14 protein-coding genes are annotated in these 21920 nt (G+C 65.0%); 11 read left to right on the top strand and 3 right to left on the bottom strand.

Annotated features, from left to right (window positions below; translation table 11 throughout):
- Positions 1 to 7: 7 nt before the first annotated feature.
- Entirely contained in the window at positions 8 to 3067 is a 3060-nt protein-coding gene (locus GXY01S_RS00530; protein ID WP_061271427.1) for a bifunctional [glutamine synthetase] adenylyltransferase/[glutamine synthetase]-adenylyl-L-tyrosine phosphorylase, read from the bottom strand.
- 65 nt (positions 3068 to 3132) lie between these two features.
- Between GXY01S_RS00530 and GXY01S_RS00525 the strand changes: the two genes are divergently transcribed.
- A complete protein-coding gene (locus GXY01S_RS00525) occupies positions 3133 to 6468 on the top strand; it encodes an AsmA-like C-terminal region-containing protein (RefSeq protein ID WP_061271425.1) in 3336 nt (1111 codons plus the stop codon).
- Positions 6469 to 6569: 101 nt separating this feature from the next.
- Here the strand turns inward: GXY01S_RS00525 and GXY01S_RS00520 are convergent, their stop codons facing one another.
- Both GXY01S_RS00520 and dctA read right to left on the bottom strand, forming a co-directional pair.
- Positions 6570 to 7871, bottom strand: coding sequence for an MFS transporter (locus GXY01S_RS00520; RefSeq protein ID WP_061271423.1), 1302 nt, complete (start codon positions 7869 to 7871; stop codon positions 6570 to 6572).
- Positions 7872 to 7921: 50 nt separating this feature from the next.
- Positions 7922 to 9283, bottom strand: coding sequence for a C4-dicarboxylate transporter DctA (dctA, locus tag GXY01S_RS00515; RefSeq protein WP_061271420.1), 1362 nt, complete (start codon positions 9281 to 9283; stop codon positions 7922 to 7924).
- A gap of 245 nt (positions 9284 to 9528) precedes the next feature.
- On the opposite strand from dctA, the gene GXY01S_RS00510 reads away from it, so the two are divergent.
- From GXY01S_RS00510 to rplL, 10 genes are all read left to right on the top strand, one after another.
- Entirely contained in the window at positions 9529 to 10842 is a 1314-nt protein-coding gene (locus tag GXY01S_RS00510) for a DNA recombination protein RmuC (protein WP_061271500.1), read from the top strand.
- Positions 10843 to 10912: 70 nt separating this feature from the next.
- Positions 10913 to 11650: a response regulator transcription factor gene (locus tag GXY01S_RS00505; RefSeq protein ID WP_061271418.1), complete on the top strand. Its 738-nt coding sequence runs from the start codon at positions 10913 to 10915 to the stop codon at positions 11648 to 11650.
- The gene (locus GXY01S_RS00500; RefSeq protein WP_061271416.1) at positions 11640 to 13037 is read left to right on the top strand and encodes a sensor histidine kinase; all 1398 of its coding nucleotides are present in this window, start codon (positions 11640 to 11642) and stop codon (positions 13035 to 13037) included. The genes GXY01S_RS00505 and GXY01S_RS00500 overlap by 11 nt, the downstream gene beginning before the upstream one ends.
- 159 nt (positions 13038 to 13196) lie before the next feature.
- Positions 13197 to 16385 (top strand): efflux RND transporter permease subunit, encoded by a 3189-nt coding sequence (locus GXY01S_RS00495; protein ID WP_061271414.1) that lies wholly within the window; start codon positions 13197 to 13199, stop codon positions 16383 to 16385.
- Entirely contained in the window at positions 16382 to 17668 is a 1287-nt protein-coding gene (locus GXY01S_RS00490; RefSeq protein ID WP_061271412.1) for an efflux RND transporter periplasmic adaptor subunit, read from the top strand. The genes GXY01S_RS00495 and GXY01S_RS00490 overlap by 4 nt, the downstream gene beginning before the upstream one ends.
- Positions 17665 to 19293, top strand: a complete 1629-nt coding sequence (locus GXY01S_RS00485) for an efflux transporter outer membrane subunit (protein WP_061271410.1) — start codon at positions 17665 to 17667, stop codon at positions 19291 to 19293. The genes GXY01S_RS00490 and GXY01S_RS00485 overlap by 4 nt, the downstream gene beginning before the upstream one ends.
- A gap of 106 nt (positions 19294 to 19399) precedes the next feature.
- Positions 19400 to 19834 (top strand): 50S ribosomal protein L11, encoded by a 435-nt coding sequence (rplK, locus tag GXY01S_RS00480; RefSeq protein WP_061271408.1) that lies wholly within the window; start codon positions 19400 to 19402, stop codon positions 19832 to 19834.
- Between the two features lie 5 nt (positions 19835 to 19839).
- Positions 19840 to 20535 (top strand): 50S ribosomal protein L1, encoded by a 696-nt coding sequence (gene rplA / locus GXY01S_RS00475; protein ID WP_061271406.1) that lies wholly within the window; start codon positions 19840 to 19842, stop codon positions 20533 to 20535.
- A gap of 279 nt (positions 20536 to 20814) precedes the next feature.
- Complete coding sequence (gene rplJ, locus GXY01S_RS00470; RefSeq protein WP_061271404.1) at positions 20815 to 21333, top strand: 50S ribosomal protein L10; 519 nt, start codon at positions 20815 to 20817, stop codon at positions 21331 to 21333.
- 103 nt (positions 21334 to 21436) lie between these two features.
- Positions 21437 to 21811, top strand: a complete 375-nt coding sequence (gene rplL, locus GXY01S_RS00465) for a 50S ribosomal protein L7/L12 (RefSeq protein ID WP_061271402.1) — start codon at positions 21437 to 21439, stop codon at positions 21809 to 21811.
- The last annotated feature ends 109 nt before the right edge of the window (positions 21812 to 21920 follow it).

Here is a 21920-nt window from a genome sequence, read left to right as displayed (position 1 = left end):
GGGGCAATCATGCAACGCCTGGGGCGGCGGGGGAACCTCTGCCATGTCCTTCTTCGCCGCCATCGGGCGCATCCGTGAGCGCAATCAGCCGGTCGAACACGGCTGTGACATCATTGGCCATGCGGTCCATGCGGGCGAACAGCCCGGCCGCATCGGCGGCGCCGACCTCGCCGGTCAGGATCTCGAGGCTTGCCGGTGCTATGGTGTCGGGCACGTCATGGCCGCAGATGATGCGGATCAGCCCCTGCAGGGCGCGCCAGAACAGATCGGCCCGGCGCAGCAGGCGCGCATCGGCTTTGCTGATCTGGCCTGCCTGCGCCAGCCGCAGGAGTGCGGTGCGGGTGGACTGGCTGCGGCAGGCGGGCGAGGGGGCCACGAGTTGCAGCCCTTGGGCCACGAATTCCACATCCATCAGCCCGCCCCGGCGGCGCTTGATGTCCCACGGGCTCGAGGCGGGGCGTTCGCGCGCCAGGCGTTCGCGCATGTGGCGCACGTCATGGAGCACCTGCGCGCGGGCCTGCGCGGTGCGCGGCGCGTGGTCGAGCGCCGTGGCAATGGCGGCCCGCAGCGGGACCGCGAGCACGGGCGCGCCTGCCACCACGCGCGCGCGGGTCAGTGCCATGCGCTCCCATGTCCAGGCGGATTCGGCATGGTAGCGGCGGAAGGCGGAGAGCGAGACAGCCACCGGCCCCTTCGAGCCCGAGGGCCGCAGCCGCATGTCCACCTCATAGAGCGGGCCTTCGCGCCCCGGTGCCGTCAGCGCCGCGACAAAGGCATGCGCCAGCCGCACGTAATAGGTGCCAGCCGAAAGGGCGCGCGCGCGCGGGCCATCGCCGGGGGTGACCACGCTCTCGCTCACATCCTCGGGGTGGTCGAACACCACCATCAGGTCAAGGTCCGAGCCGGGCATCATCTCGCGCGAGCCCACCTTGCCGAATGCCACCACCGCCACCGCGCCGCCGGGCACGGTGCCGTGGCGCTGGCGGTGCTCGGCGCTGACCACGCGCAGCAGGCCGCGCATGACCGTCTCGGCCATGGCGGTGCGGGCGCGGGCAGCGCGGTCCTCGCTCATGCGATGTTCAAGGCGGGCGACCGACAGGCGGAACTCCTCGCCACAGACCAGCCCGCGCAGCACCGGCAGCACCTGCTCGGCCGACTGCGCCGCCGCCACCTGCCGCCGCGCCAGCACTGTCACCGTGCTGATGGCGCCGGGGCCGCCATCCATGTCGAGCAGGCCATCAAGCGCGGAGGGGGTCTCGGCCAGGTGGTCAGCCAGGAAGGGGGCGCAGTCCAGCACGGTCACGATGCGGTGGATCAGGGCGGGGTTGCGCTCAAGCAGCGACAGGAACTGCACCCCCGCCCACTGCCGCTCCAGCAGCGCATCAAAGCGGCGCAGAACGGCCAGCGGCTGCTGGCGGCGGCCAATCTCGGCCAGCAGCCCGGGCAGGAGGCGGCGCAGCAGCTTGCGCGCGCGGTCCGAGCGCAGGGCGCGCAGGCGGTTGCCCTCCCACCGGTTGAGAATGGCCAGCGCGTCATTGATGTCGGGCGCAGGGAAGCCGTGCGCGCGCAGGCGGTCGGCGGCATCGGCATCCTCGGGGGCGATGGTGATGTCTTCTGGCCCGCTTTCGGCAAACTGCTGGTCGAAAATGCGCCGCGAGCGCTGCATGACCGCGAGCAGGTTGCTGGCCAGTTCATCGGGCGGTCCCATGTTCATGAAGGTGGCGAAGCGCGCGAATCCGTCCGCCGCGTCGGGCAGGCTGTGGGTCTGGTGGTCGAGGCGCATCTGCAGCCGGTGCTCGGCCTGGCGCAGCATGCGGTAGTTGCGGGCCAGTATTGCGGATTGCTCACGCGCCAGCAGCCCCGCCCGGCGCAGCCTGCGCAGCGCGCCAAGCGTGGTGGGGTCGCGCAGTTCGGGCCTTCTGCCGCCCCATACGAGCTGCAGCGCCTGGGCTACGAATTCCACCTCGCGAATGCCGCCCTGTCCGAGTTTGACATTCTGGCCGAGCAGCCAGCGCATGGCGGTGTCGGGATTGCGGATATCTTCCGCGCGCAGGCTGTCCAGGTTGGCGTGGCCTGCGTTACGGTGGCGGTCGATGCGGGCTTTCATGTCATGCAGGTCATCAATTACCGCGAAATCCAGGTGGCGGCGCCAGATGAACGGATGAATGCTCTTGAGGAAACGGCGCCCCGCCGTGATGTCGCCCGCCACGGGTCGCGCCTTGGTCATGGCCGCGCGCTCCCATGTGCGGCCCATGCTCTCGTAATACTGTATGGCGGCGGGAAACGACACGGCGGCGGGCGTTGCGCTCGGGTCGGGCCGCAGCCGCAGGTCCATGCGGAAAACGTAACCATTTGCATCACGCGCTTCCATAAGCGTGACAAGATCGCTAGTCATGCGCACAAAGGTATGTCGCAGTTCCCCATTGTCGGGGTGACGGTCCGGGTCGTACAGAATGATCAGGTCTATGTCCGAGGAGTAGTTCAGTTCCCGCGCGCCCAGCTTCCCCATTGCCAGAACCACGAAGCCGCTGCCCCGGCACGGGGTTTCGGGGTAACGCAGGCGCAGGCGTCCGGTCTCGTGCGCCTGGAGCAGCAGATGCCTGAGTGCCGCGTTCAGCGCGTTCTCGGCCAGTTCGCTCAGTGCCAGGGTTACCTGCTCGAGCGACCATGCGCCCCCGATATCAGCCAGCGCTATGGCCAGAGCCGCCTGCCGCTTGGCCTCGCGCAGTTCGGCCATGATGTCGGCGCGGGCCGTATCAGGTGGCAGGGCGTCGAGTGTTGCGAGGATGCGCTGCACGCAGGCATCCGCCCCTTCATGCACAAGGGCCGCGAAGGCTTCAGTATCGCGCAGCGCCAGGTCGGACAGGTAGGGGCTGTTGCCCCCCAGCGCATCGAGCATGGGCATGATGCCCGGTATGGCCGTAAGGTCGGGCAGCCCAGCGCGTGCGCAGGCGTCATGCAGGTTCTCGCGCAGGATACGCGCGGCGCGCGGGTCGGCGGGTTCGGGCCATGTGCATTCCTGCCACGAGGAATGTGGCGCGGGCAGGGGCGGAATGGGCTGATCCATGGAGAAATGTCCGGCAAGAGACTGGGAATGCACGCATATTGGCGCGGGCGCGTAGCGTGGACGGCATGACGCAGGCAGGTCAAGCCTCGCCGCCGCCCGGTGGCATGCCGCAACGCCCGAGCCGCGTGCGGCGCGCGGTGCTGGCCGCGGGCCGCGTGGTGGTGTGGCTGGTACTGCTGTGCATTACGCTGCCTGCCGTGCTTTTGCTGGTGCTGACCATGCGCCTTTCGGCTGGCCCGCTTGAGGTTACGCCGGTGGTGCGCCTGTTCATGCCGCTGCCCGTGGCGCATGGGCTCAGGCATGAGGATATTATTGGCAGCCTGTCGGCAGCCCATGTGCGGCTGGGCTGGAATGCGATGCATGAGGGGCTGCGCGCGCCGTTCGTGATCTGGGTGGAGGATGTGCGCATCGCGCGCCGCGATGGCCACGTGGCCGATACGCTGCGCCGGGGCCGCATCACGCTCGATACCCCGGCGCTGGCGCATGGCATCGTGCGCATTCTTGAACTCTCGGCCTCGCATGGGCGGCTGCAGCTTGCGCGCAGCCGTGAGGGCAAGATCGGCCTCGACCTCGGGCCTGACACGCCCTACCCCTCGCACAAGCCCGAAGAGAAATCTCCCCTCGACATGAACGCGCTGCGCCAGGCCGTGGTGTCGGATACGCATGTGCAGTTCACCGATCGCATGACCGGGCGCAACTGGCGGCTGGGCGAGGCGGATGCCCGGCTGAAAGTGGTGAACGATACCGGGCAGAAAGGGGTGGAAGGCGATATCCGCCTCGGGCTGGAAGGCAATGGCGAGCGGCTGGTGCTGCACGGGCAGGGCATCCATGCCGGTCCCCGCCATGTGGACTGGAGCCTGGTGCTCGACCCCATCAGCCCGGCGGCCTTTGCGCCGGGGCAGAAGGAAGTCGCCCCGCTCGACCTGCCGGTGGGCGGCCGGTTGCAGGTTGCTTTCCGCGATGGGGGGCAGGATCAGGGTTTCCTCATGCCGCGTGATTTCACGCTGCATCTTGATGCGGGCAATGGCCAGGTCACCACGCGCAAGGCCGGGCAGTTCCTGGTGGGCGAGGGGACGGCCGACCTCGCTGGCACGCTGGGGCCGGGACCGGCCAACGCGCCGTTTGATGGCCCGCTGAAGGTGGCGCTGCGCAACCTTGAGCTGCACCTGCGCGCGCCGGGCCATGCCGATGATGATGGCAGCGGCCCTACGCTGAACGCCACGGCGGCACTCAGTGCTGTATCGCTGCTCAACCCGGCCCGTGTCCAGCTTGACGTAGGCGCGCATGCGCGGGCGCTGGAGTTTGAAACGCTGGCCGATTTCTGGCCGCCGCGCGCCATGAAGGGCGCGCGCCGGTGGGTGACCGAAAACATACCGCATGGCCATGTGCGGCAGTTGCAGGTCAATATGGGCTTGGCCAGCCACAAGGGCTGGGGCGGGCTGGACCTTGCCTCGCTTGGCGGCACGATCGATGCCGACGCGATGGAACTGCACTGGCTCAGCCCCATCCCGCCGCTGCACGACATGGATGCCCACCTGACCTTTGATGGCCCGGATCAGATCATGATCCATTTCGGCCATGCCTATCAGCTTGTCGATCTCGCGGGGCGGCATGTCGATGCCACGGGCACCGGACGGATCGAGGTTGGACCCGGCTCCATGCGCATTACCGGCCTGAACGAGAAGGTGCAGGTAGGCGACATCAACGTGACCCTGCTGGGCAATGCGCGCGATGTGCTCGCACTGCTGGCCGAGCCCCGGCTCAACGTGCTCTCGCGCCACCCCATGTCGTTCACGCATCCGTCAGGGCGGGCCAACGTGTCGCTGCACATAGCCCTGCCGCTTGATGCGCATGTGCGCCTTGAGCAGATCGACCTGCGCAGCCATACCGACCTGGCGCAGGTGCATCTGGGCAACGTGGTGGTGGGGCGCCCGCTCGATAATGGCAGCCTTGGCATCGACGCCACCACCAAGGGCCTGCTTTTGCAGGGCACGGGCGTGCTGGCGGGCATTCCCTCAAGCGTGATCTACACCATGGACTTCCGCAGCGGGCCGATGGTGCACGCGGTGGAAAGTGCGAGCCTGCAGGGCCATGTCACGCCAGAAGGGGTGAAGCGGGCCGGATTCGAGATGGGCGAGCATTTCTCGGGCAGCGCCCTGCTTGATGTGGATTACGACCGGTATGTGGGTGGCAAGGCGCAGGTGAATATCGATCTCGACCTTGATCGCGCGGCGCTGGCCATTCCCATCTGGTCCAAGAAGGTGGGGCAGGAGGCCAATGCCTCGGTTGAACTGGACCTCGACCACGGGCAGATTGCAGGCATCGAGAACATGCGCGCCGTCGGCCCCGACCTGCTGATTGATGGCCATGCCGAGACCGCGGGCGGGGTGACGCGCCGGCTGGTGCTGCGCGGCTTCCGCATCGGGCGCTCGATGGGCAATGCCTCGGTGCTGCTGCCGCAGCGCGAGAGCGACCCCATTGGCGTGAACGTGGCGGCGAAGGTGCTTGACCTCTCGCCGCTGGTCTCGTTCCAGACCGCGCCTGATGACACGGCGGCGAAAAAGGTGGCCGCCCATCAGGGCGGGAGCGGCGGCTACCACATGCCCGAAATGGCGACCGGGCGTGTCAATGGCCCGCCGGGCCGCCGGTGGGATCTGAACGTGGATGCCCACACCCTGTATTACGGCCCCACCGATACGCTGACCAACGTGCACAGCCACCTTGAAACCAATGGCGTGCGCCTGACCCGTGGCATATTGACGGTGGAAGGCCCGGTGCCCGCCCAGGCGCACCTGACCCAGCAGGGCAATGCCCGCCTGCTCGACGTGCATGTGGCAAGCCTGGGCGACCTGCTGCATGACATGAAGGTGACTGACGAGATGCAGGGCGGCGTGACCGACATCACCGGTCAGTTCGATGACAGCGTAGCCACGGCCCCCTTCTCGGGTACGGTGCATATGGGGCCGTTCAAGCTGCGCAACGTGCCTGCTGTTGTCAGGCTGGCCAATAACGCCTCGATCTATGGCTGGCTGCGCGCGCCGCATGCGCCGGGCATGCAGATCGAGCAGCTCAACGCGCCGGTGAAGATGGATGAAGGCGACATCCACATTTCCGACGGGCTGGTCAGCAACGCCTCCCTTGGCGCCACGGTGTCAGGTGATGTGGATCTGGAGAAGAAGACGCTCAATCTGGACGGCACCATCATCCCCGCCTTTGCGGTCAATGCCGCCCCCGGCCATCTGCCGGGCCTGCTGGGCTGGCTGTTCAGCCCGGAGAAGAATGGCGGCGTGGTGTCGGCCACCTATCAGGTGACCGGGCCGATGGGCAACCCGGCGGTGCATGTGAACCCCTATGCCATGCTGCTGCCCGGCTTCCTGCGCAACCTGATGCATGTGCATTGAGAACATAAGGAAAAGTTTTTGGTGAAGCTTTTTTCAAAAAGCTTCAGAAGAAAGCCGCCTTTTTGAACAAAGGCGGCACCCAAAAACTTTTATCTTTGATTTCAGGCTTCTGGCGTGATGCGGTCATGGCCGGGCAGCACGAACAGCACGGTCAGCAGCGAGCAGGCGATGCAGCCGGTCACATACCAGTAGAACAGCCCCTCATGCCCGATCTGCTTGAACCACAGCGCCACATATTCCGCCGTGCCGCCAAACACCGATACGGTCAGCGCATAGGGGAGTGCCACGCCAAGCGCGCGCACCCGGGTGGGAAAGAGTTCGGCCTTCACCACCGCGTTGATTGACGTATAGCCCGAAATGCCGATCAGTGCCGCCGTGACCAGGGCGAAGGCTGCGAGCGGCGAGCGCACGGTGGAAATGGCCTGCATGAGCGGCACGGTGCCCAGGCAGCCGATCACGCCAAAGGACAGCAGCAGCCGCCTGCGGCCCACCCGGTCGGACAGCGCGCCAAAGGCGGGCTGGATCAGCGCGAACACGAACAGCGATGCGGTCGAGACCAGTGTGGACTGCTCCTTGGCCAGCCCCGCGGTGTTGACCAGATATTTCTGCATGTAGATGGTGAAGGTATAGAACGCCACCGTGCCGCCCAGCGTCAGGCCACACACGCCAAGCACCTCACGCGGGTGCTGGAGCAGCACGCGCAGGCCGCCATGCGTGTTCCTGTCTTTTGTCGCGGCGCTGAACTGCTCGCTCTCGGCCATGCCGCGGCGAAACCACAGGATGGACAGCGCAAGCAGCGCGCCAATGCCAAACGGCACCCGCCAGCCCCATGCGCCAAGCTGTGCGGGGCTGAGCAGCACGAATTGCAGCGCAAGCAGCACCACGAGTGCGAGCAACTGCCCCATTACCAGTGTCACATACTGGAAGCTGGCATAAAACCCGCGCTGGGCCGGGGGCGCGATTTCGGAAAGATAGGTGGCACTCGCGCCATATTCCCCGCCAAGGCTCAGCCCCTGCAACAGGCGGGCGAACAGCAGCACGGAGGGGGCCGCCAGCCCGATCTGCTCATAGGTCGGGCACAGGGCAATGGCGAGCGAACCCGCGCACATGGCGATGATCGACACGCTCAGCGCCGCCCGCCTGCCATGCCGGTCGGCCATCAGCCCCATCAGCCACCCGCCCACCGGGCGCATGAGGAAGCCGATGGCAAACACCGCAGCACTGCGCAGCAGCTCGCTCGTCGGGTTGCCGGGCGGGAAGAACGAATGGGCAAAATACATGGAAAATGCCGCATAGACGTACCAGTCGTAATATTCGATCAGATTGCCCGATGAACCCGCAACAATGCTTCGTATTCTCTGCGCGGTGGTGAGTGCGCCGGTCTGGGGCTTGAAAACAGGCATGGTGTGAAACCTATGGACGCAAATAGAGGGCCGGAAGGAAAAGCAGGGTGTTAGTGAATGGTGGGCCGGGGCTGCCCGTTGGCGGCAAGGACGGGTGTATCGGCCTGTGCATCGCTGATCCGTCCTGACAGGGCGGCGGCAAGGCGCTGCGTGTCGAGCGCGCCCTCCCATCGGGCCAGCACGATGGTGGCCACCGCGTTGCCGATGATGTTGGTCAGCGACCGGCATTCGGACATGAAGCGGTCAATGCCCAGGATCAGCCCCATGCCCGCCACCGGCACGTCCGGCACCACCGCAAGTGTGGCCGCAAGGGTGACGAACCCGGCGCCCGTAACGCCTGCCGCCCCCTTGGAACTGATCATGGCCACGAGCAGCAGGCTGAGCTGCTGGCCCAGCCCCAGGTGCACGTCGGTCGCCTGGGCAATGAACAGGGCCGAGAGCGACATGTAGATGTTGGTGCCATCAAGATTGAAGGAATAGCCCATCGGCACCACAAGCCCGACTACGGAGGGGGCGCAGCCTGCGTTTTCCAGCCGGGTCATGAGGGTGGGCAGGGCGGATTCAGATGAACTCGTGCCCAGCACGATCAGCAGTTCCTCGCGCAGGTAGCGCAGCAGCGGCAGGATGCGAAACCCGTTCCACCGCGCCACGGCCCCCAGAATGACCAGCACGAACAGGGCGGAGGTGGCATAGAACGTGGCCACCAGAAAGAAAAGGTGCAGCACCGCGCCAATGCCAAAGCGCCCGATGGTGAAGGCCATGGCGCCCAGCGCCCCGATGGGGGCTGCGTACATGACCAGCCGCACCACGCCAAACACGAGCTGCGTCAACTGCTTGAGCGGGGCCAGGATGGCCTGGCCCCTGCTGCCCATGCGCGAGAGGCTGATGCTGAACAGGATGGCAACGAGCAGCACCTGCAATATGTCGCCCGACACAAAGGCGCTGACCACCGTATCGGGGATGATGTTGAGCAGGAAATCGCTGAACGAATGCGACTGCGCCCTTGCCGTGTAGGCCGCCACCGCGTGCGCATCGAGCGTTGCGGGGTTTGCGTGGATATGCGCGCCCGGCTGCACCACGTTGGCCACGATCATGCCCACAACCAGCGCAAGTGAGGAGAAGGTAAGGAAATAGACCATCGCCTTGCCCGCAAGCCTGCCTGCCTGCCCAAGGTCGGACAGGCCGGCAACCCCCGTCACCACGGTGAGGAAGATCACCGGCGGGATCACCATCTTGACCAGACGGATGAAGCCATCGCCTAGCGGTTTGAGGGTGACCGCCGCATGCGGGCAGAAATGCCCCAGCGCAATGCCTGCCACCACCGCGATGATCACCTGCGCGTACAGGCTGGTGAACAGGGATCTGCCGCGCGCGGGCTGGCCCTGCGGGCAGGTCGGCGTTGGCTTGGGCATGATGACGCGGGTCCTTGGGGTCGGGTCGGTTTTATGTGCCGCAAACGGGCGGGGTGGCGGCATGCCAGGGGCACGCTAGTGGGTTTTGGCGCGGCGCGAACCTGAAAATCAGGTGAGATGCCGATCGTTTCGGTTGGTGCATATCATCGGTTTCCAGATATTCCAAAAAAACATGATGACTTTACATCAGCCGCATGACAGGGCACGGTCATGGTTTGTTCTTTATTATGGGAAGTCCGTGCATCATGGCTGATCTGTCCGCGTCGCCCGTTATCTGGATCAGCCTGCTGTGCGCCGTCATATCGTGCCTGGTGTCGTTTATCGTGCTGCGCAGGCTGTCTTTCATGGGAACCGGGCAGGACACGGAACTGCTCGGGCGGCTATGCGTGATGATGGAGCGCGAGACCGCCGCCCGCATGGCCGAGAATGAGGCCCAGCGCGCCCGCATGGCCGAGATCGAGCGCGCTCTCTCCAACCGCCTCGACCAGCGGCACCAGGAACTGACCGAGACCTTCAACCGCATTGCCCGCATGATGGGCCGCGACCTGTCCGAGATGCGGGTGACCCAGTCGGAATCCCTGCGCGAGATGGCGGAAGAGGGCAGGCGCAACAGCGATGAACTGCGTGCCGCCGTCAACGAACGCCTGCACGAGGCGGTGGAAAAGCAGATGCAGACCTCCTTCCAGCGCGTGCTCGAGCAGATCGGCGCGATGCAGAAGGCGATGGGCGAGGTCTCGGCCATGACCGCGCAGGTGGGCGACCTCAAGCGGCTGTTCTCCAACGTCAAGACCCGTGGCGGCTGGGGGGAGGCGCAGTTGCGCACCATCCTTGACGATGTGCTGCCCGCGGGCAGCTACGACACCAACCGCCGCCTGCGCGATGACAGCCGCGAGGTGGTTGAGTTTGCCGTGCGCATGCCGGTGCGCGCCACCGTGCCGCCGGTGCTGGCCATTGATTCCAAATTTCCCACCGAGGCGTATGAACGCCTGCTGCAGGCCGTGGAGGACTGCAACCCCGATGCCGAGCGCGCCGCCCGCCGCGCGCTCGAGACCACGCTGCGCATCGAGGCCCGCAAGATTGCCACCAAATACATCGTCCCGCCCGTTACGGTGGAATTCGCGGTGCTGTACCTGCCCACTGACGGGCTGTATGCCGAGGTGGCGCGCATTCCGGGCCTGCTTGATGAAATCGGGCGCACCTACCGCGTGATCGTGATGGGGCCGGGGCTGATGCCCGCCATGCTGCGTACCATCCACCTTGGCTATGTCACGCTTGCGCTTGAACGCCGCACCGATGACATCGCCCGCCTGCTGGGCGCCACGCGGCAGGAAATGCTGCGCATGGATGGCGTGCTGGAAAAACTGGCCCGCAATGCGTCGGCCATGTCCTCCTCCATTGACGAGGCCCGCCGCCGCACCGGGCTTGTCAGCCGCAGGTTGCGTGAGCTTGATATCGATACGCAGGATGCGGCCGCCCCCGATTCATCCGCCACGCCCCCCGGCCCTGATGCCCCTGGCCCTGATGCACAGGCCGACATGACGGCGCAGTGGGGGGGATGAGGGTGCTGCCTCTCGCTGAAAATGATTTTAATTGGCCGTATTTTGCTCCGCGCGGCATAAGGGAGGGGTGATGAGTGTTCCGTCTGAAAACCTGCCGCCCGACCCCATGCCCACCGTGCCCCGGCCCGAGGCCACGCCGCGCGTGCTGCTGGTGGAGGACGATGGCAAGATTGCGCAGGAAGTGATCGAGGAACTGGAAAGCCGGCACTTCGTGGTGCAGCACGAGTTTTCGGGCGCGGCGGGGCTGTCGATGGGGCTGAACGCGCATTTCGATGTGATGATCGTTGACCGCATGCTGCCCGAACTCGATGGCCTGACGCTGATCGAGACCCTGCGCGAGCGGCAGGTGCATGTGCCGGTGCTGGTGCTCTCCGCCCTTTCGGCGGTGGATGACCGGGTGAGCGGGCTCAAGGCGGGTGGTGACGACTACCTGACCAAGCCGTTCGCCATGGAGGAACTCGCCGCCCGCCTCGAGGCCCTGCTGCGCCGCCCCGATACTTCGCGCCACACCATGCTGCGCGCGGGCCCGCTGGAGATGGACCTCATCACCCGCACCGTGCGGCGCGATGGCATGCTGATCGATCTGCTGCCGCGTGAGTTCCGGCTGCTTGAATACCTCATGCGCCGCCCCAACCAGGTGCTTACGCGCAACATGCTGCTCGAGGATGTGTGGGATTACCGCTTCATTCCCCAGACCAACCTCGTGGACGTGCATATCGGCAAGCTGCGCCGCAAGATTGACGAGACGGGCCGGCCGCCCCTGATCCAGAGCATCCGCGGCGCGGGGTTCATGCTGCGTGTTTCGTAACGAGCTGTTCCGCACCGCCACCTTCCGCCTCACGCTGGCGGTCGTGGCGGCGATGATCGGCTCGGCGGCGTTGCAGTTCTTTTTTGGCTACAGCCAGGCCAACGTGTTCGAGGCCAAGCGCTCCGACCTGCTCCTGCTGCGCGAGGCGGGCATCCTGCAGCGTGAAACGCCTGCGGCGCTGGAGCAGCAGGTGCGCGACAGCGCCACCGATGACCTGCGCATCATCATGAACGCCACCACCCTGTTCGATGCCGGGCAGCATTATATCGTGGGTGACCTGCATAGCTGGCCCACGGGGCTTGTGGCCGACGGGCGCGTGCATGTCGTGGCCCCCGAGGCTACGGGGGGCAGTTCGGCCACCGTGCTGCGCATGGTGGCCGTGGGCGTGCCCGGCGGGCGCTACCTGGTGCTGGGGCGCAGCCGGCAGATGCGCACCGAACTGCGGCTGATGATGCGGCATTCCATGCTGGTCTCGATCGTGCCGACCGTGCTGTTCGCGCTCATTACCGGCATCATCCTCAGCCACCGCGCGCTCTCGCGCGTCAAGGTCATGCATGAGGCGATCGACCGCATCATGGAGGGCGACCTGCACGAGCGCCTGCCCGCGGGCAGGCAGAATGACGACCTCCAGCGCCTTGCAGGCAGCGTCAACCGCATGCTCGACCGCCTTGAGCAACTGCTCGATGAAATACGCGACGTGGGCAACGACATTGCCCACGACCTGCGCACGCCGCTCGCCCGTGTGCGTGCGCGGCTTGACCGCGCGCTCAATGCCGATCACTCGGCGGAGGCGCTGCGCAACGTCATCGCCCGTACGATTGATGACCTTGACCAGTCCTTTGCCATCATCACCGCGCTGCTGCGCATAGGCGAGATCGAGAACGGGCGCAGGCGGGCCGGATTCGGCACGGTGGACCTCGATGCGCTGGTGGCCGATATCGTCGATCTGTATGAACCCATAGCCGAAACCAAGGGTATCATCCTGGCCTGTGCCGCCCGTGAGGTGCCGATCAAGGTGCAGGGCGACCGCGACCTCCTGATCGAGGTGCTGGCCAACCTGGTGGACAACGCCATCAAGTTCACCCCCGGTGGCGGCCGGGTTGAAATTCATACCGCCATGGATGGGGAGTGCGCCCTGCTGCAGGTGAGCGATACGGGCATCGGCATCCCGGCAGCCGAGCGCAAGGCGGTGACGGGGCGCTTCTACCGCTCGGACAAGAGCCGCCACATTCCCGGATCCGGTCTGGGGCTGAGCCTGGTCTCGGCCATCGTGGCGCTGCACCATGCGCGGCTCGACATCACACCCACGCGCGTGCACGAGCGGATGCCCGGTGTCACCATGAACATAATTTTTCCGCCTTTTTGTGTGGTGCAGGCCGGAAACTAAATTGAAATTTCATTTGCCACCTGACGCACCCCCATTAACACCGAATGGACAGACGGGGAGACGAGAGATGCAAGAACACCACCTGTCCCGGCCCGGAGCGCCCCGCGCGCGCTCCGTGGGGCCGGGCCTGCCGACAGGGCAGGGGGCAACAGGCTGCGCATGAACGGTATTGTCGTTACCGCGCTCAAGCGGCCGTATACTTTTGTTGTCCTGTCCATTCTCATCGTCGTGTTCGGTGTCCGTGGCCTGCTCCGTACGCCAACCGATGTCTTCCCCAGCATCAACATTCCCGTGGTCGCGATCTGCTGGACCTATACCGGCCTCATGCCCGAGGACATGTCCGGCCGCGTGGTCTATTATTACGAGCGCGCCCTGACCGCCACGGTCAACAATATCGAACATATCGAGAGCCAGTCCTATTACGGGCGTGGCATCGTCAAGGTGTTCTTCCAGCCCGGCACCAACACCGCCGTGGCGCAGACGCAGATCACCGCCGTCTCCCAGACCGTCATCAAACAGATGCCCGCGGGCATGACGCCGCCGTTGGTGCTGACCTACAATGCCTCGTCCGTGCCGGTGCTGACGTTGCAGGTCTCATCGGATTCCATGACCGCGTCGCAGATCTACGACATGTCCTCCAACCTGATCCGGCCTGCGCTGGTCTCGGTGGCAGGTGCGGCCATCCCCAACCCCTATGGTGGCCAGCCGGGCAACATCATGGTCGATCTCGACCAGAACAAGCTGCTCGCGCACGGGCTTTCGGCCACCGATATCGGCAATGCGCTGAGCAAGCAGAACATCGTGCTGCCAGCAGGCGACCAGCAGATCGGCGCGTTTGACTGGATGGTGCAGACCAACGCCTCGCCTGAGGAGATCGACAGCTTCAACAACATGCCCATCAAGCAGGAGGGGAACTCCGTCGTCTACCTGCGTGATGTAGCGTGGGTGCACGCAGGCGGCCCGCCCCAGACCAACATGGTGCTGGTCAAGGGCCACCAGGCGGTGCTGATCGTGATCATGAAAAGCGGCGATGCCTCGACGCTGTCGGTGGTGAGCGGGATCAAGGCGCTGCTGCCCTCCATCGTGCGCACGCTGCCGCCCGGTGTTGATATTACCGTGCTGGGCGATGCCTCGACCTTCGTGAAGGAGGCGGTGCGCGACGTGGTGCAGGAAATGGGCACCGCAGCGTTGCTGACCAGCCTTGTGGTGCTCCTGTTCCTCGGCTCGTGGCGATCGACCGTGATCATCGCCACCTCCATCCCGCTGGCCATGCTGTGCTCGGTCGTGGGGCTGGGGGCCGCGGGCCAGACCATCAACGTCATGACGCTCGGCGGCCTGGCGCTTGCCGTGGGCATTCTGGTCGATGATGCGACGGTGATGATCGAGAACATCGACGCGCATCTTGAAATGGAGAAGGATCTGGAAACGGCCATCATCGACGCCGCCAACCAGATCGTCATTCCCACCTTCGTCTCGACATTGTGCATCTGTATCGTGTGGATGCCGCTGTTCCAGCTCACGGGCGTTGCGGGCTGGCTGTTCATGCCCATGGCGGAAGCCATCATCTTCGCCATGATCGCGTCGTTCATCCTGTCGCGCACGCTGGTGCCGACCATGGCCAAATACATGCTCGCAGCGCAGGTCGCAGCCCACGCCAGGGCCAAGGCGGAGGGCGGCCACCACGAGCCGACCAACATCTTTGGCCGCTTCCAGCAGGGCTTCGAGCGCCGTTTCATCACCTTCCGCAACCGCTACAAGGCGCTGCTCGTGCACCTGCTGCTCATTCGCGGGCGCTTCGTGCCGATCTTTGGCATTGCTGCATTCGCCTCGCTGGGGCTGCTGCTGTTTGCCGGGCAGGACTTCTTTCCCGAGATCAATTCCAACGCGCTGGCCATTCACATGCGCGCGCCCATGGGCACCAAGATCGCGGAGGCCGGCAAGATCGCCATGCTGGTCAATGGCGAGATCGAGCGCCTGCTGCCCGGCCAGGTCGAGGGCATTGTCAATAACTGCGGCCTGCCGTTCAGCCCGCTCAACCAGGCCTTCATTCCCACGCCCACCGTCGGCGCGCAGGATTGCGACCTGACCGTGACGCTGAAGGACGAGGAAGCGCCGGTGGCGAAGTTCCGTGGCATCCTGCGCAAGGGACTGGCCGAGAAATTTCCCGGCACCGACATTACCTTCCTGCCTGCCGACCTGACCGCCAAGATCCTGAATTTCGGGCTGCCCGCGCCGCTCGACGTGCAGGTGTCGGGGCGCAACCTGTATGACAATTTCGATTTTGCCGAGAAGCTGGCCGAGAAGCTGCGCCACGTCACCGGCATTGCCGACGTGTCGGTGCAGGAGCCGCTCAACACGCCCACGCTGCGCGTCAATGCACGCCGCACCTACGCGCTGGGCACGGGGCTGACGGAATCGGACGTGGCCAATAACGCGCTCGCCGTGCTGTCGGGCAGCGGGCAGGTGGCGCCGACCTACTGGCTCGACCCCAAGACCGGGGTTTCGCATCTGGTCGATATCCAGACGCCGCTGCAGTTCCTGCAGACCATGAACGACCTCGAGACCATTCCCATCGACAAGGGTGATGGCAACCCTTCCGACAAGGCGCCCCAGATCCTTGGTGGCCTGAGCCAGATCGTGCAGACCGGCACGCCGGGCGAGGTGTCGCACTACAACATCATGCCCGTGTTCAACATCTATGCCTCGAACGAGGGGCTGGACCTTGGCGCGGTCTCGCGTGAGGTCCAGCGCGTGGTGGATGAAACCCGCAAGGAACTGCCGCAGGGCTCGAGCCTGACAATCTATGGCCAGGCCTCGACCATGAACGGCGCCTATACCCAGTTGATCGGCGGCCTCGCGATGTCGATCCTGCTGGTGTACCTGATCATTGTCGTCAACTTCCAGTCATGGCTTGATCCGTTCATCATCATCACCGCGCTGCCGGGCGCACTTGGCGGCATCGCGTGGGCGCTGTTCCTCACGCACACGGCGCTGTCGGTTCCGGCGCTGACGGGGGCGATCATGTGCATGGGCACGGCCACGGCCAACTCCATCCTTGTCGTTTCGTTTGCGCGTGAGCGGATGGATTTGCATGGCGATGCGGTAAAGGCTGCGATCGAGGCGGGCTACGAGCGTATCCGTCCGGTGCTGATGACGGCTTCGGCCATGATCATCGGCATGCTGCCCATGTCGCTGAGCAATTCACAGAATGCGCCGCTCGGGCGCGCGGTGATGGGCGGCCTGCTGGTGGCCACCTGCGCCACGCTTTTGTTCGTGCCGTGCGTGTTTGCGCTGATCCATTCCAGAAAGTCCAAGAAAGCCGCCGCAGGCGAAGGAGAGCACGCATGACCGCCTCAGGGGAAAACCAGACGCCGCGCATGTCCAGGCGTGGGCGGCTGTACGTGACCCTTGGCGGGGTTGTTGTGGCCGCCATCGTTGCCGGGGGCATTCTCGAGCGGCGCATCCATGTCTCCAGCCTCAGGGAGGCAGCGCAGGATGCGGCCATCCCGCGCGTGCAGGTCATCATGGCTGAAAAAGGCCCCACCACCCGCACGCTCGACCTGCCGGGCAATATCTCGGCATGGTACCAGGCGCCGATCTATGCGCAGGTCTCGGGTTACGTGCAGATGTGGTACAAGGATATCGGCGCCAAAGTGAAGGCGGGCGAGATCCTCGCTACCATCGACACGCCGGGCCTTGATGCGCAGTACGCGGCTTCAAAAGCCAATTTTGACGTGGCGATGGCGCGGTACCGCCTGGCCCAGATCACGGCCAGGCGCTGGCGCGCGCTGCAGGGCACGCAGGCCGTCTCGCAGCAGGAGGTGGACGTGCAGGCCGCCGATGCCGAGGCCCGGCAGGCCGAGGTGGAGGCCGCCCGCCACGAGGTCTCGCGCTATGCGGCGCTGATCGGCTTCAAGCAGCTTGTCGCCCCGTTTGATGGCGTGGTCACCACCCGCCTGGCCGATGTGGGCGACTACGTGAACGCGGGCGGCGGTGATGTCTCCTCACGCGGCACGGCCACCGAGCTGTTCAGCGTGGCCGATGTGCACCGCATGCGCGTGTTCGTGTCCGTGCCGCAGGATTATGCCGATATCATCAGCCCCAAGCTTGAGGGTGACGTGTCGGTGCCGCAGTATCCGGGCCGGGTGTTCAAGGCCAAGTTCCTGGCCACCGCCAAGGCGTTCAACGCGGGCACCCGCACCGTGACCACGGAACTGGTGGTTGATAACGACAAGCGTGAACTGTGGCCGGATTCTTACGCCAATGTACACTTTGTCGCACCCGGTGACCCCGATATCCTGATAGTGCCTGAAGGCGCGCTCGTATTCCGCGCGCAGGGCATGCAGGTGGCGCTCGTGGACAAGGACGACCGCATCCGCCTGCGCAATGTAACGGTGGGGACGAACCTGGGTACCAAAGTGCAGATTCTTGCAGGCATCGGCCCGCAGGACAGGATTGTGAACAACCCTTCCGCGGGGCTGCTCGAAGGCCAGAAGGTCTATCTGGTCGGGTCGACGCCCGGCTATAACGATGCGGGCGCCACGGCCTCGGCCGCCGTGGGCAAGGGAGATGACGTGCGGGCCATGCCAGCAGGAGACAGCAGTGCAAGTGACGCGGGAGTGCGTCAATGAGTGCAGCGCCGCGTAGCCGGTCACGTCAGGTCCTGTCCCGTCGCATGCTTTCCCTGGCCGGATGCGCCGCCCTTGCGGGCAGTCTGGCCGGGTGCGTGGACCTGGCGCCCAAATACCGCCACCAGCATTATCTCCTGCCCGATAACTGGAAGGGCGACAGCCTTATGCAGTACGGCACGCCGCAGGATGGCGCGTCGCGCGGAGACTGGTGGACTGTCTTCAACGACTCCACCCTCGATGACCTCGAGGACCGTGCCAGCCGCATGAACCCCAACCTGCAGGCGGATGCGGAAACCTTCACCCAGGCGCGTGACATCGCAGCCGAGGCGCAGTCCAACCTCTATCCGCAGATAACGGGGGGCAGCGAGGCCTCGAACAATCAGGGGTCGTCGCACAGGCTGTGGCGTGGCGCGGGTTCGACGGGGCCGATCTACATGTCATCCGAGCAGTACAGCGCCACGGCGCGGTGGGAGCCGGATTTCTGGTCGGGCATCCGTAACCGCAGGCGGGTGCAGCAGCGTCTGGCGCAGGCGGCGGCGGCGGATTTTGCCGTGGCCCGGCTGAGCATCCAGTCCGAGCTGGCCAATGACTACATGCAGCTACGCGGCATGGACGCGCAGCACGCTGTCTATCTCGACTCGATCCGCTACTACCAGACCGCCGTGCAGATTACGAAGATGCGGCAGGCGGGCGCGATCGCAGCGGGTATCGACGTGGCCCGCGCGCAGACCCAGCTTGCCTCGACCCAGGCGGCGGATACCGACCTGCAGGCCCATCGCGCGGTGATGGAGCATGCCATCGCCATCCTGTGCAACGTGGCGCCTTCCAGCTTCCGTATCGCGCCGCGCGCACAGATCAGCTTCCCCAAGGTGAAGACCCCCGTGGGGCTTCCCTCGACGCTGCTGGAGCGGCGGCCCGACATTGCCAGCGCCGAGCGGCACATGGCGGCGGCCAACAGGGCCATCGGCATTTCACGCGCGGCGTTCTACCCGCACGTGACCTTCAGCGCGATGGCCGGTTTCATGGATAACGGCTTCACGCTCGATAAGATCGCCAACGGCATGTACAATTATGCCGCGCAGGCGGTGCTGCCGCTGTTCCAGGGGGGCCTGCGGCGCGCGGAACTGCAACGCAACTGGTCGCAGTACCGCCAGTCGGAGGACCAGTACCGCGCCACCGTGCTCGATGCCTTCAAGGACGTGGAAGACGGGCTGAGCATGACGCATGACCTCAATATCGAGGCCGGCCAGCAGGCCGAGGCCGTGCAGGCCTCCATGCGCACGCAGAACATGACCATGCAGCTCTACACCGGTGGCCTGACCAACTACCTCGACGTGGTGGTGGCGCAGGTGGCGGCCCTTCAGGCCCGCATTGCCGAGGTGCAGGTCGAGACCCGCTACATGCAGGCGCAGGTGGAACTCATCCGCTCGCTTGGTGGCGGCTGGAGCACGGCCGAACTGCCCAACAACAAGCAGATCCGCCCGTTTGACGTGATGCAGTACAGCCATCTGCGCATGCCCAAGGCCGTCAGCGGGGTCAGTGTCGATAATGGGCCCGAGTCCCTTGACCTGTCCGGCAGCGGATTTCATGACAAAGACTTGACAGCCACCCCAAAACAGCGGTAGGTGCGCGCCTCTTATCGGAACGCGGGAGGTCGCCCGCCCTGTCCATGCGGGCAGGCGGGTGGCCACCAGAACCGCGGTCCGGGTGAAACAGTCAGGAGCCCCGGATATGGCCAAAAAAATCGTTGGCTACATCAAGCTGCAAATCCCCGCCGGCAAGGCGAATCCGTCACCGCCGGTTGGTCCGGCACTCGGTCAGCGCGGCCTGAACATCATGCAGTTCTGCAAGGAGTTCAACGCCAAGACGCAGGGCCTCGAGCCCGGCATGCCGATCCCGGTCGTGATTACCGCCTATGCCGACCGTACGTTCAGCTTCATTACCAAGACCCCGCCGAACACCTACTTCCTGATGAAGGCTGCCAAGGTCTCTAAGGGCAGCTCGACCGTAGGCAAGGCCGCGACCGTTGGTAAGGTGACCATTGCGCAGCTGCGCGAGATTGCCGAGACTAAGCAGAAAGACATGAACGCCAACGACATCGACGGCGCCGTGCGCATGCTGGCAGGTTCTGCCCGCTCCATGGGCCTCGACGTGGTGGAGGGCTGATACCAATGGCAAAGAACAAGCGTCTGACCGCAGCCCGCGCCGCAGTCGATACCAACAAGCAGTATGGCCTCGATGAGGCGATCAGCCTGATCAAGAACAACGCCAAGGCGAAGTTCGACGAGACGGTCGAGATCTCCATGAACCTCGGCATCGACCCGCGTCATGCCGACCAGATGGTCCGTGGCCTGCTGTCCCTGCCCAACGGCACGGGCAAGACCCTGCGCGTTGGCGTGTTCGCCCGTGGCCCCAAGGCCGAGGAAGCGAAGGCAGCCGGTGCCGACGTGGTTGGCGCCGAAGACCTGGCCGAGAAGGTGCAGGCTGGCGAGATCAACTTCGACCGCTGCATTGCCACGCCGGACATGATGGCGCTCGTGGGCCGTCTGGGCAAGATCCTCGGCCCGCGTGGCTTGATGCCCAACCCCAAGCTGGGCACCGTGACCATGGACGTGAAGGGCGCGGTTTCCGCTGCCAAGTCCGGCCAGGTTGAATACCGCGCTGAAAAGGCCGGTATCGTGCATGCAGGCGTTGGCAAGGCTTCGTTTGACGAATCCAAGCTGGCCGAGAACATCCGCGCATTCGTGGATGCCGTGCAGAAGGCCCGCCCCACGGGTGCCAAGGGCACGTACGTGAAGAAAATCGCCCTGTCCTCCACCATGGGGCCGGGTGTTACGGTTGACGTCGCCGCCTTCACGGCGGGCTGATCAGCCAAGGAATGACCCTTTCCCGCCAGGGAAAGGGGACAGGGGCTGGCGGCCTGGCCGCCAGTTTCCGAACCTGTCCATGACCGGATGTGGCGCAAGCCTTGATGGCCCCGAAAGGGCCGCAGCCGGGAGACGGGGATTGCCGGATCGGGGCGAAAGCCCACACTGGTTGTTCCGTTAAAAGGACAGGCGAACCGGGATGCTACCGGCTTGTCGGCGCATCCCCAGGGTAAACCCTACCTGCTGGCCCAGGCTGGCAGGTGATGATGGAGACGGGATTTGGACCGTACGGAGAAGCGGGAGTTTGTTGCCTCCCTCGCAGCCGTGTTCGCTGAAACGTCCATGGTCATTGTCACCCGTAATGACGGGCTGACCGTGGCTGATGTGACGGACCTTCGGCGTCGCGTGCGTGCGGCTGGAGCTACACACAAGGTCGCGAAGAACCGGCTGGCCTCTCTCGCCCTGGCAGGGACCCAGTTCGAAGGCATCAAGCCGCTGCTCAAGGGGCCGACCGCGTTGTCGTGGGCGGATGAACCGGTAGCAGTGGCGAAGGTGCTCGTCGAGTTCGCCAAAACCAATGACAAGCTTGTTCTGCTCGGCGGATCGCTTGGTGCACAGACGCTTAACGTCGAAAGCATCAAGGCTCTGGCCGAACTGCCGTCGCTTGACGTTCTGCGCGCGCAGCTGGTGGGGCTTATCTCCACCCCCGCTACGCGTATCGCAGGCGTGCTGCAGGCGCCGGCCGGACAGCTTGCACGGGTTTTTGGTGCCTATGCCAAGACGGGCGAAGCCGCCTGAGACCCCATGGCCCGGCCCGCCGGGCTATCAACAAAACGGCATTTTCCCTAAAAAACGGGATTGTGTCGTGCCAACCAGTGTATAAATTAGGAAGACCAATACCATGGCCGATCTGAACAAGATTGTTGAAGACCTGTCCGCCCTGACCGTTCTGGAAGCTGCCGAGCTGTCCAAGCTGCTCGAAGAGAAGTGGGGCGTTTCCGCCGCTGCTCCGGCCGCCGTTGCCGTTGCGGCTCCGGGCGCTGGCGCTGCTCCGGCAGAAGAGAAGACCGAATTTGACGTTGTCCTGACCAAGGCCGGCGACAAGAAGATCAACGTGATCAAGGAAATCCGTGCGATCACCGGTCTGGGCCTGAAGGAAGCCAAGGACCTGGTCGAGGGCGCGCCCAAGACCGTCAAGGAAGGCGCCAGCAAGGATGAAGCCGAGAAGATCAAGAAGACCCTTGAAGACAACGGCGCTTCGGTCGAAATCAAATAAGTTGGCCAATCGGGATGCGTCGTTTATGACGCACTCAGGCTGATTGTTCAGGTGAGGGTGGAAACCGTCTGGTTTCCGCCCCCTTGGGCGTTACAGGCACCCTGGCCGC

This window comes from Komagataeibacter xylinus NBRC 15237, from assembly GCF_001571345.1.
Lineage (GTDB): Bacteria > Pseudomonadota > Alphaproteobacteria > Acetobacterales > Acetobacteraceae > Komagataeibacter > Komagataeibacter xylinus.
The sequence above is the reverse complement of the archived record's forward strand: the minus strand, read 5'-3'. Positions and strand labels throughout refer to the sequence as shown.

Bases quoted from the DNA above. Each gene is read 5' to 3' on its own strand.
- dctA (WP_061271420.1), bottom strand. From the start codon at position 9,283: ATGCCCAAGCCAACGCCGACCTGCCCGCAGGGCCAGCCCGCGCGCGGC.
- GXY01S_RS00495 (WP_061271414.1), top strand. From the start codon at position 13,197: ATGAACGGTATTGTCGTTACCGCGCTCAAGCGGCCGTATACTTTTGTT.
- rplK (WP_061271408.1), top strand. From the start codon at position 19,400: ATGGCCAAAAAAATCGTTGGCTACATCAAGCTGCAAATCCCCGCCGGC.
- GXY01S_RS00525 (WP_061271425.1), top strand. From the start codon at position 3,133: ATGACGCAGGCAGGTCAAGCCTCGCCGCCGCCCGGTGGCATGCCGCAA.
- GXY01S_RS00520 (WP_061271423.1), bottom strand. From the start codon at position 7,871: ATGCCTGTTTTCAAGCCCCAGACCGGCGCACTCACCACCGCGCAGAGA.
- GXY01S_RS00485 (WP_061271410.1), top strand. From the start codon at position 17,665: ATGAGTGCAGCGCCGCGTAGCCGGTCACGTCAGGTCCTGTCCCGTCGC.
- rplA (WP_061271406.1), top strand. From the start codon at position 19,840: ATGGCAAAGAACAAGCGTCTGACCGCAGCCCGCGCCGCAGTCGATACC.
- GXY01S_RS00530 (WP_061271427.1), bottom strand. From the start codon at position 3,067: ATGGATCAGCCCATTCCGCCCCTGCCCGCGCCACATTCCTCGTGGCAG.
- GXY01S_RS00505 (WP_061271418.1), top strand. From the start codon at position 10,913: ATGAGTGTTCCGTCTGAAAACCTGCCGCCCGACCCCATGCCCACCGTG.
- GXY01S_RS00510 (WP_061271500.1), top strand. From the start codon at position 9,529: ATGGCTGATCTGTCCGCGTCGCCCGTTATCTGGATCAGCCTGCTGTGC.
- rplL (WP_061271402.1), top strand. From the start codon at position 21,437: ATGGCCGATCTGAACAAGATTGTTGAAGACCTGTCCGCCCTGACCGTT.
- GXY01S_RS00490 (WP_061271412.1), top strand. From the start codon at position 16,382: ATGACCGCCTCAGGGGAAAACCAGACGCCGCGCATGTCCAGGCGTGGG.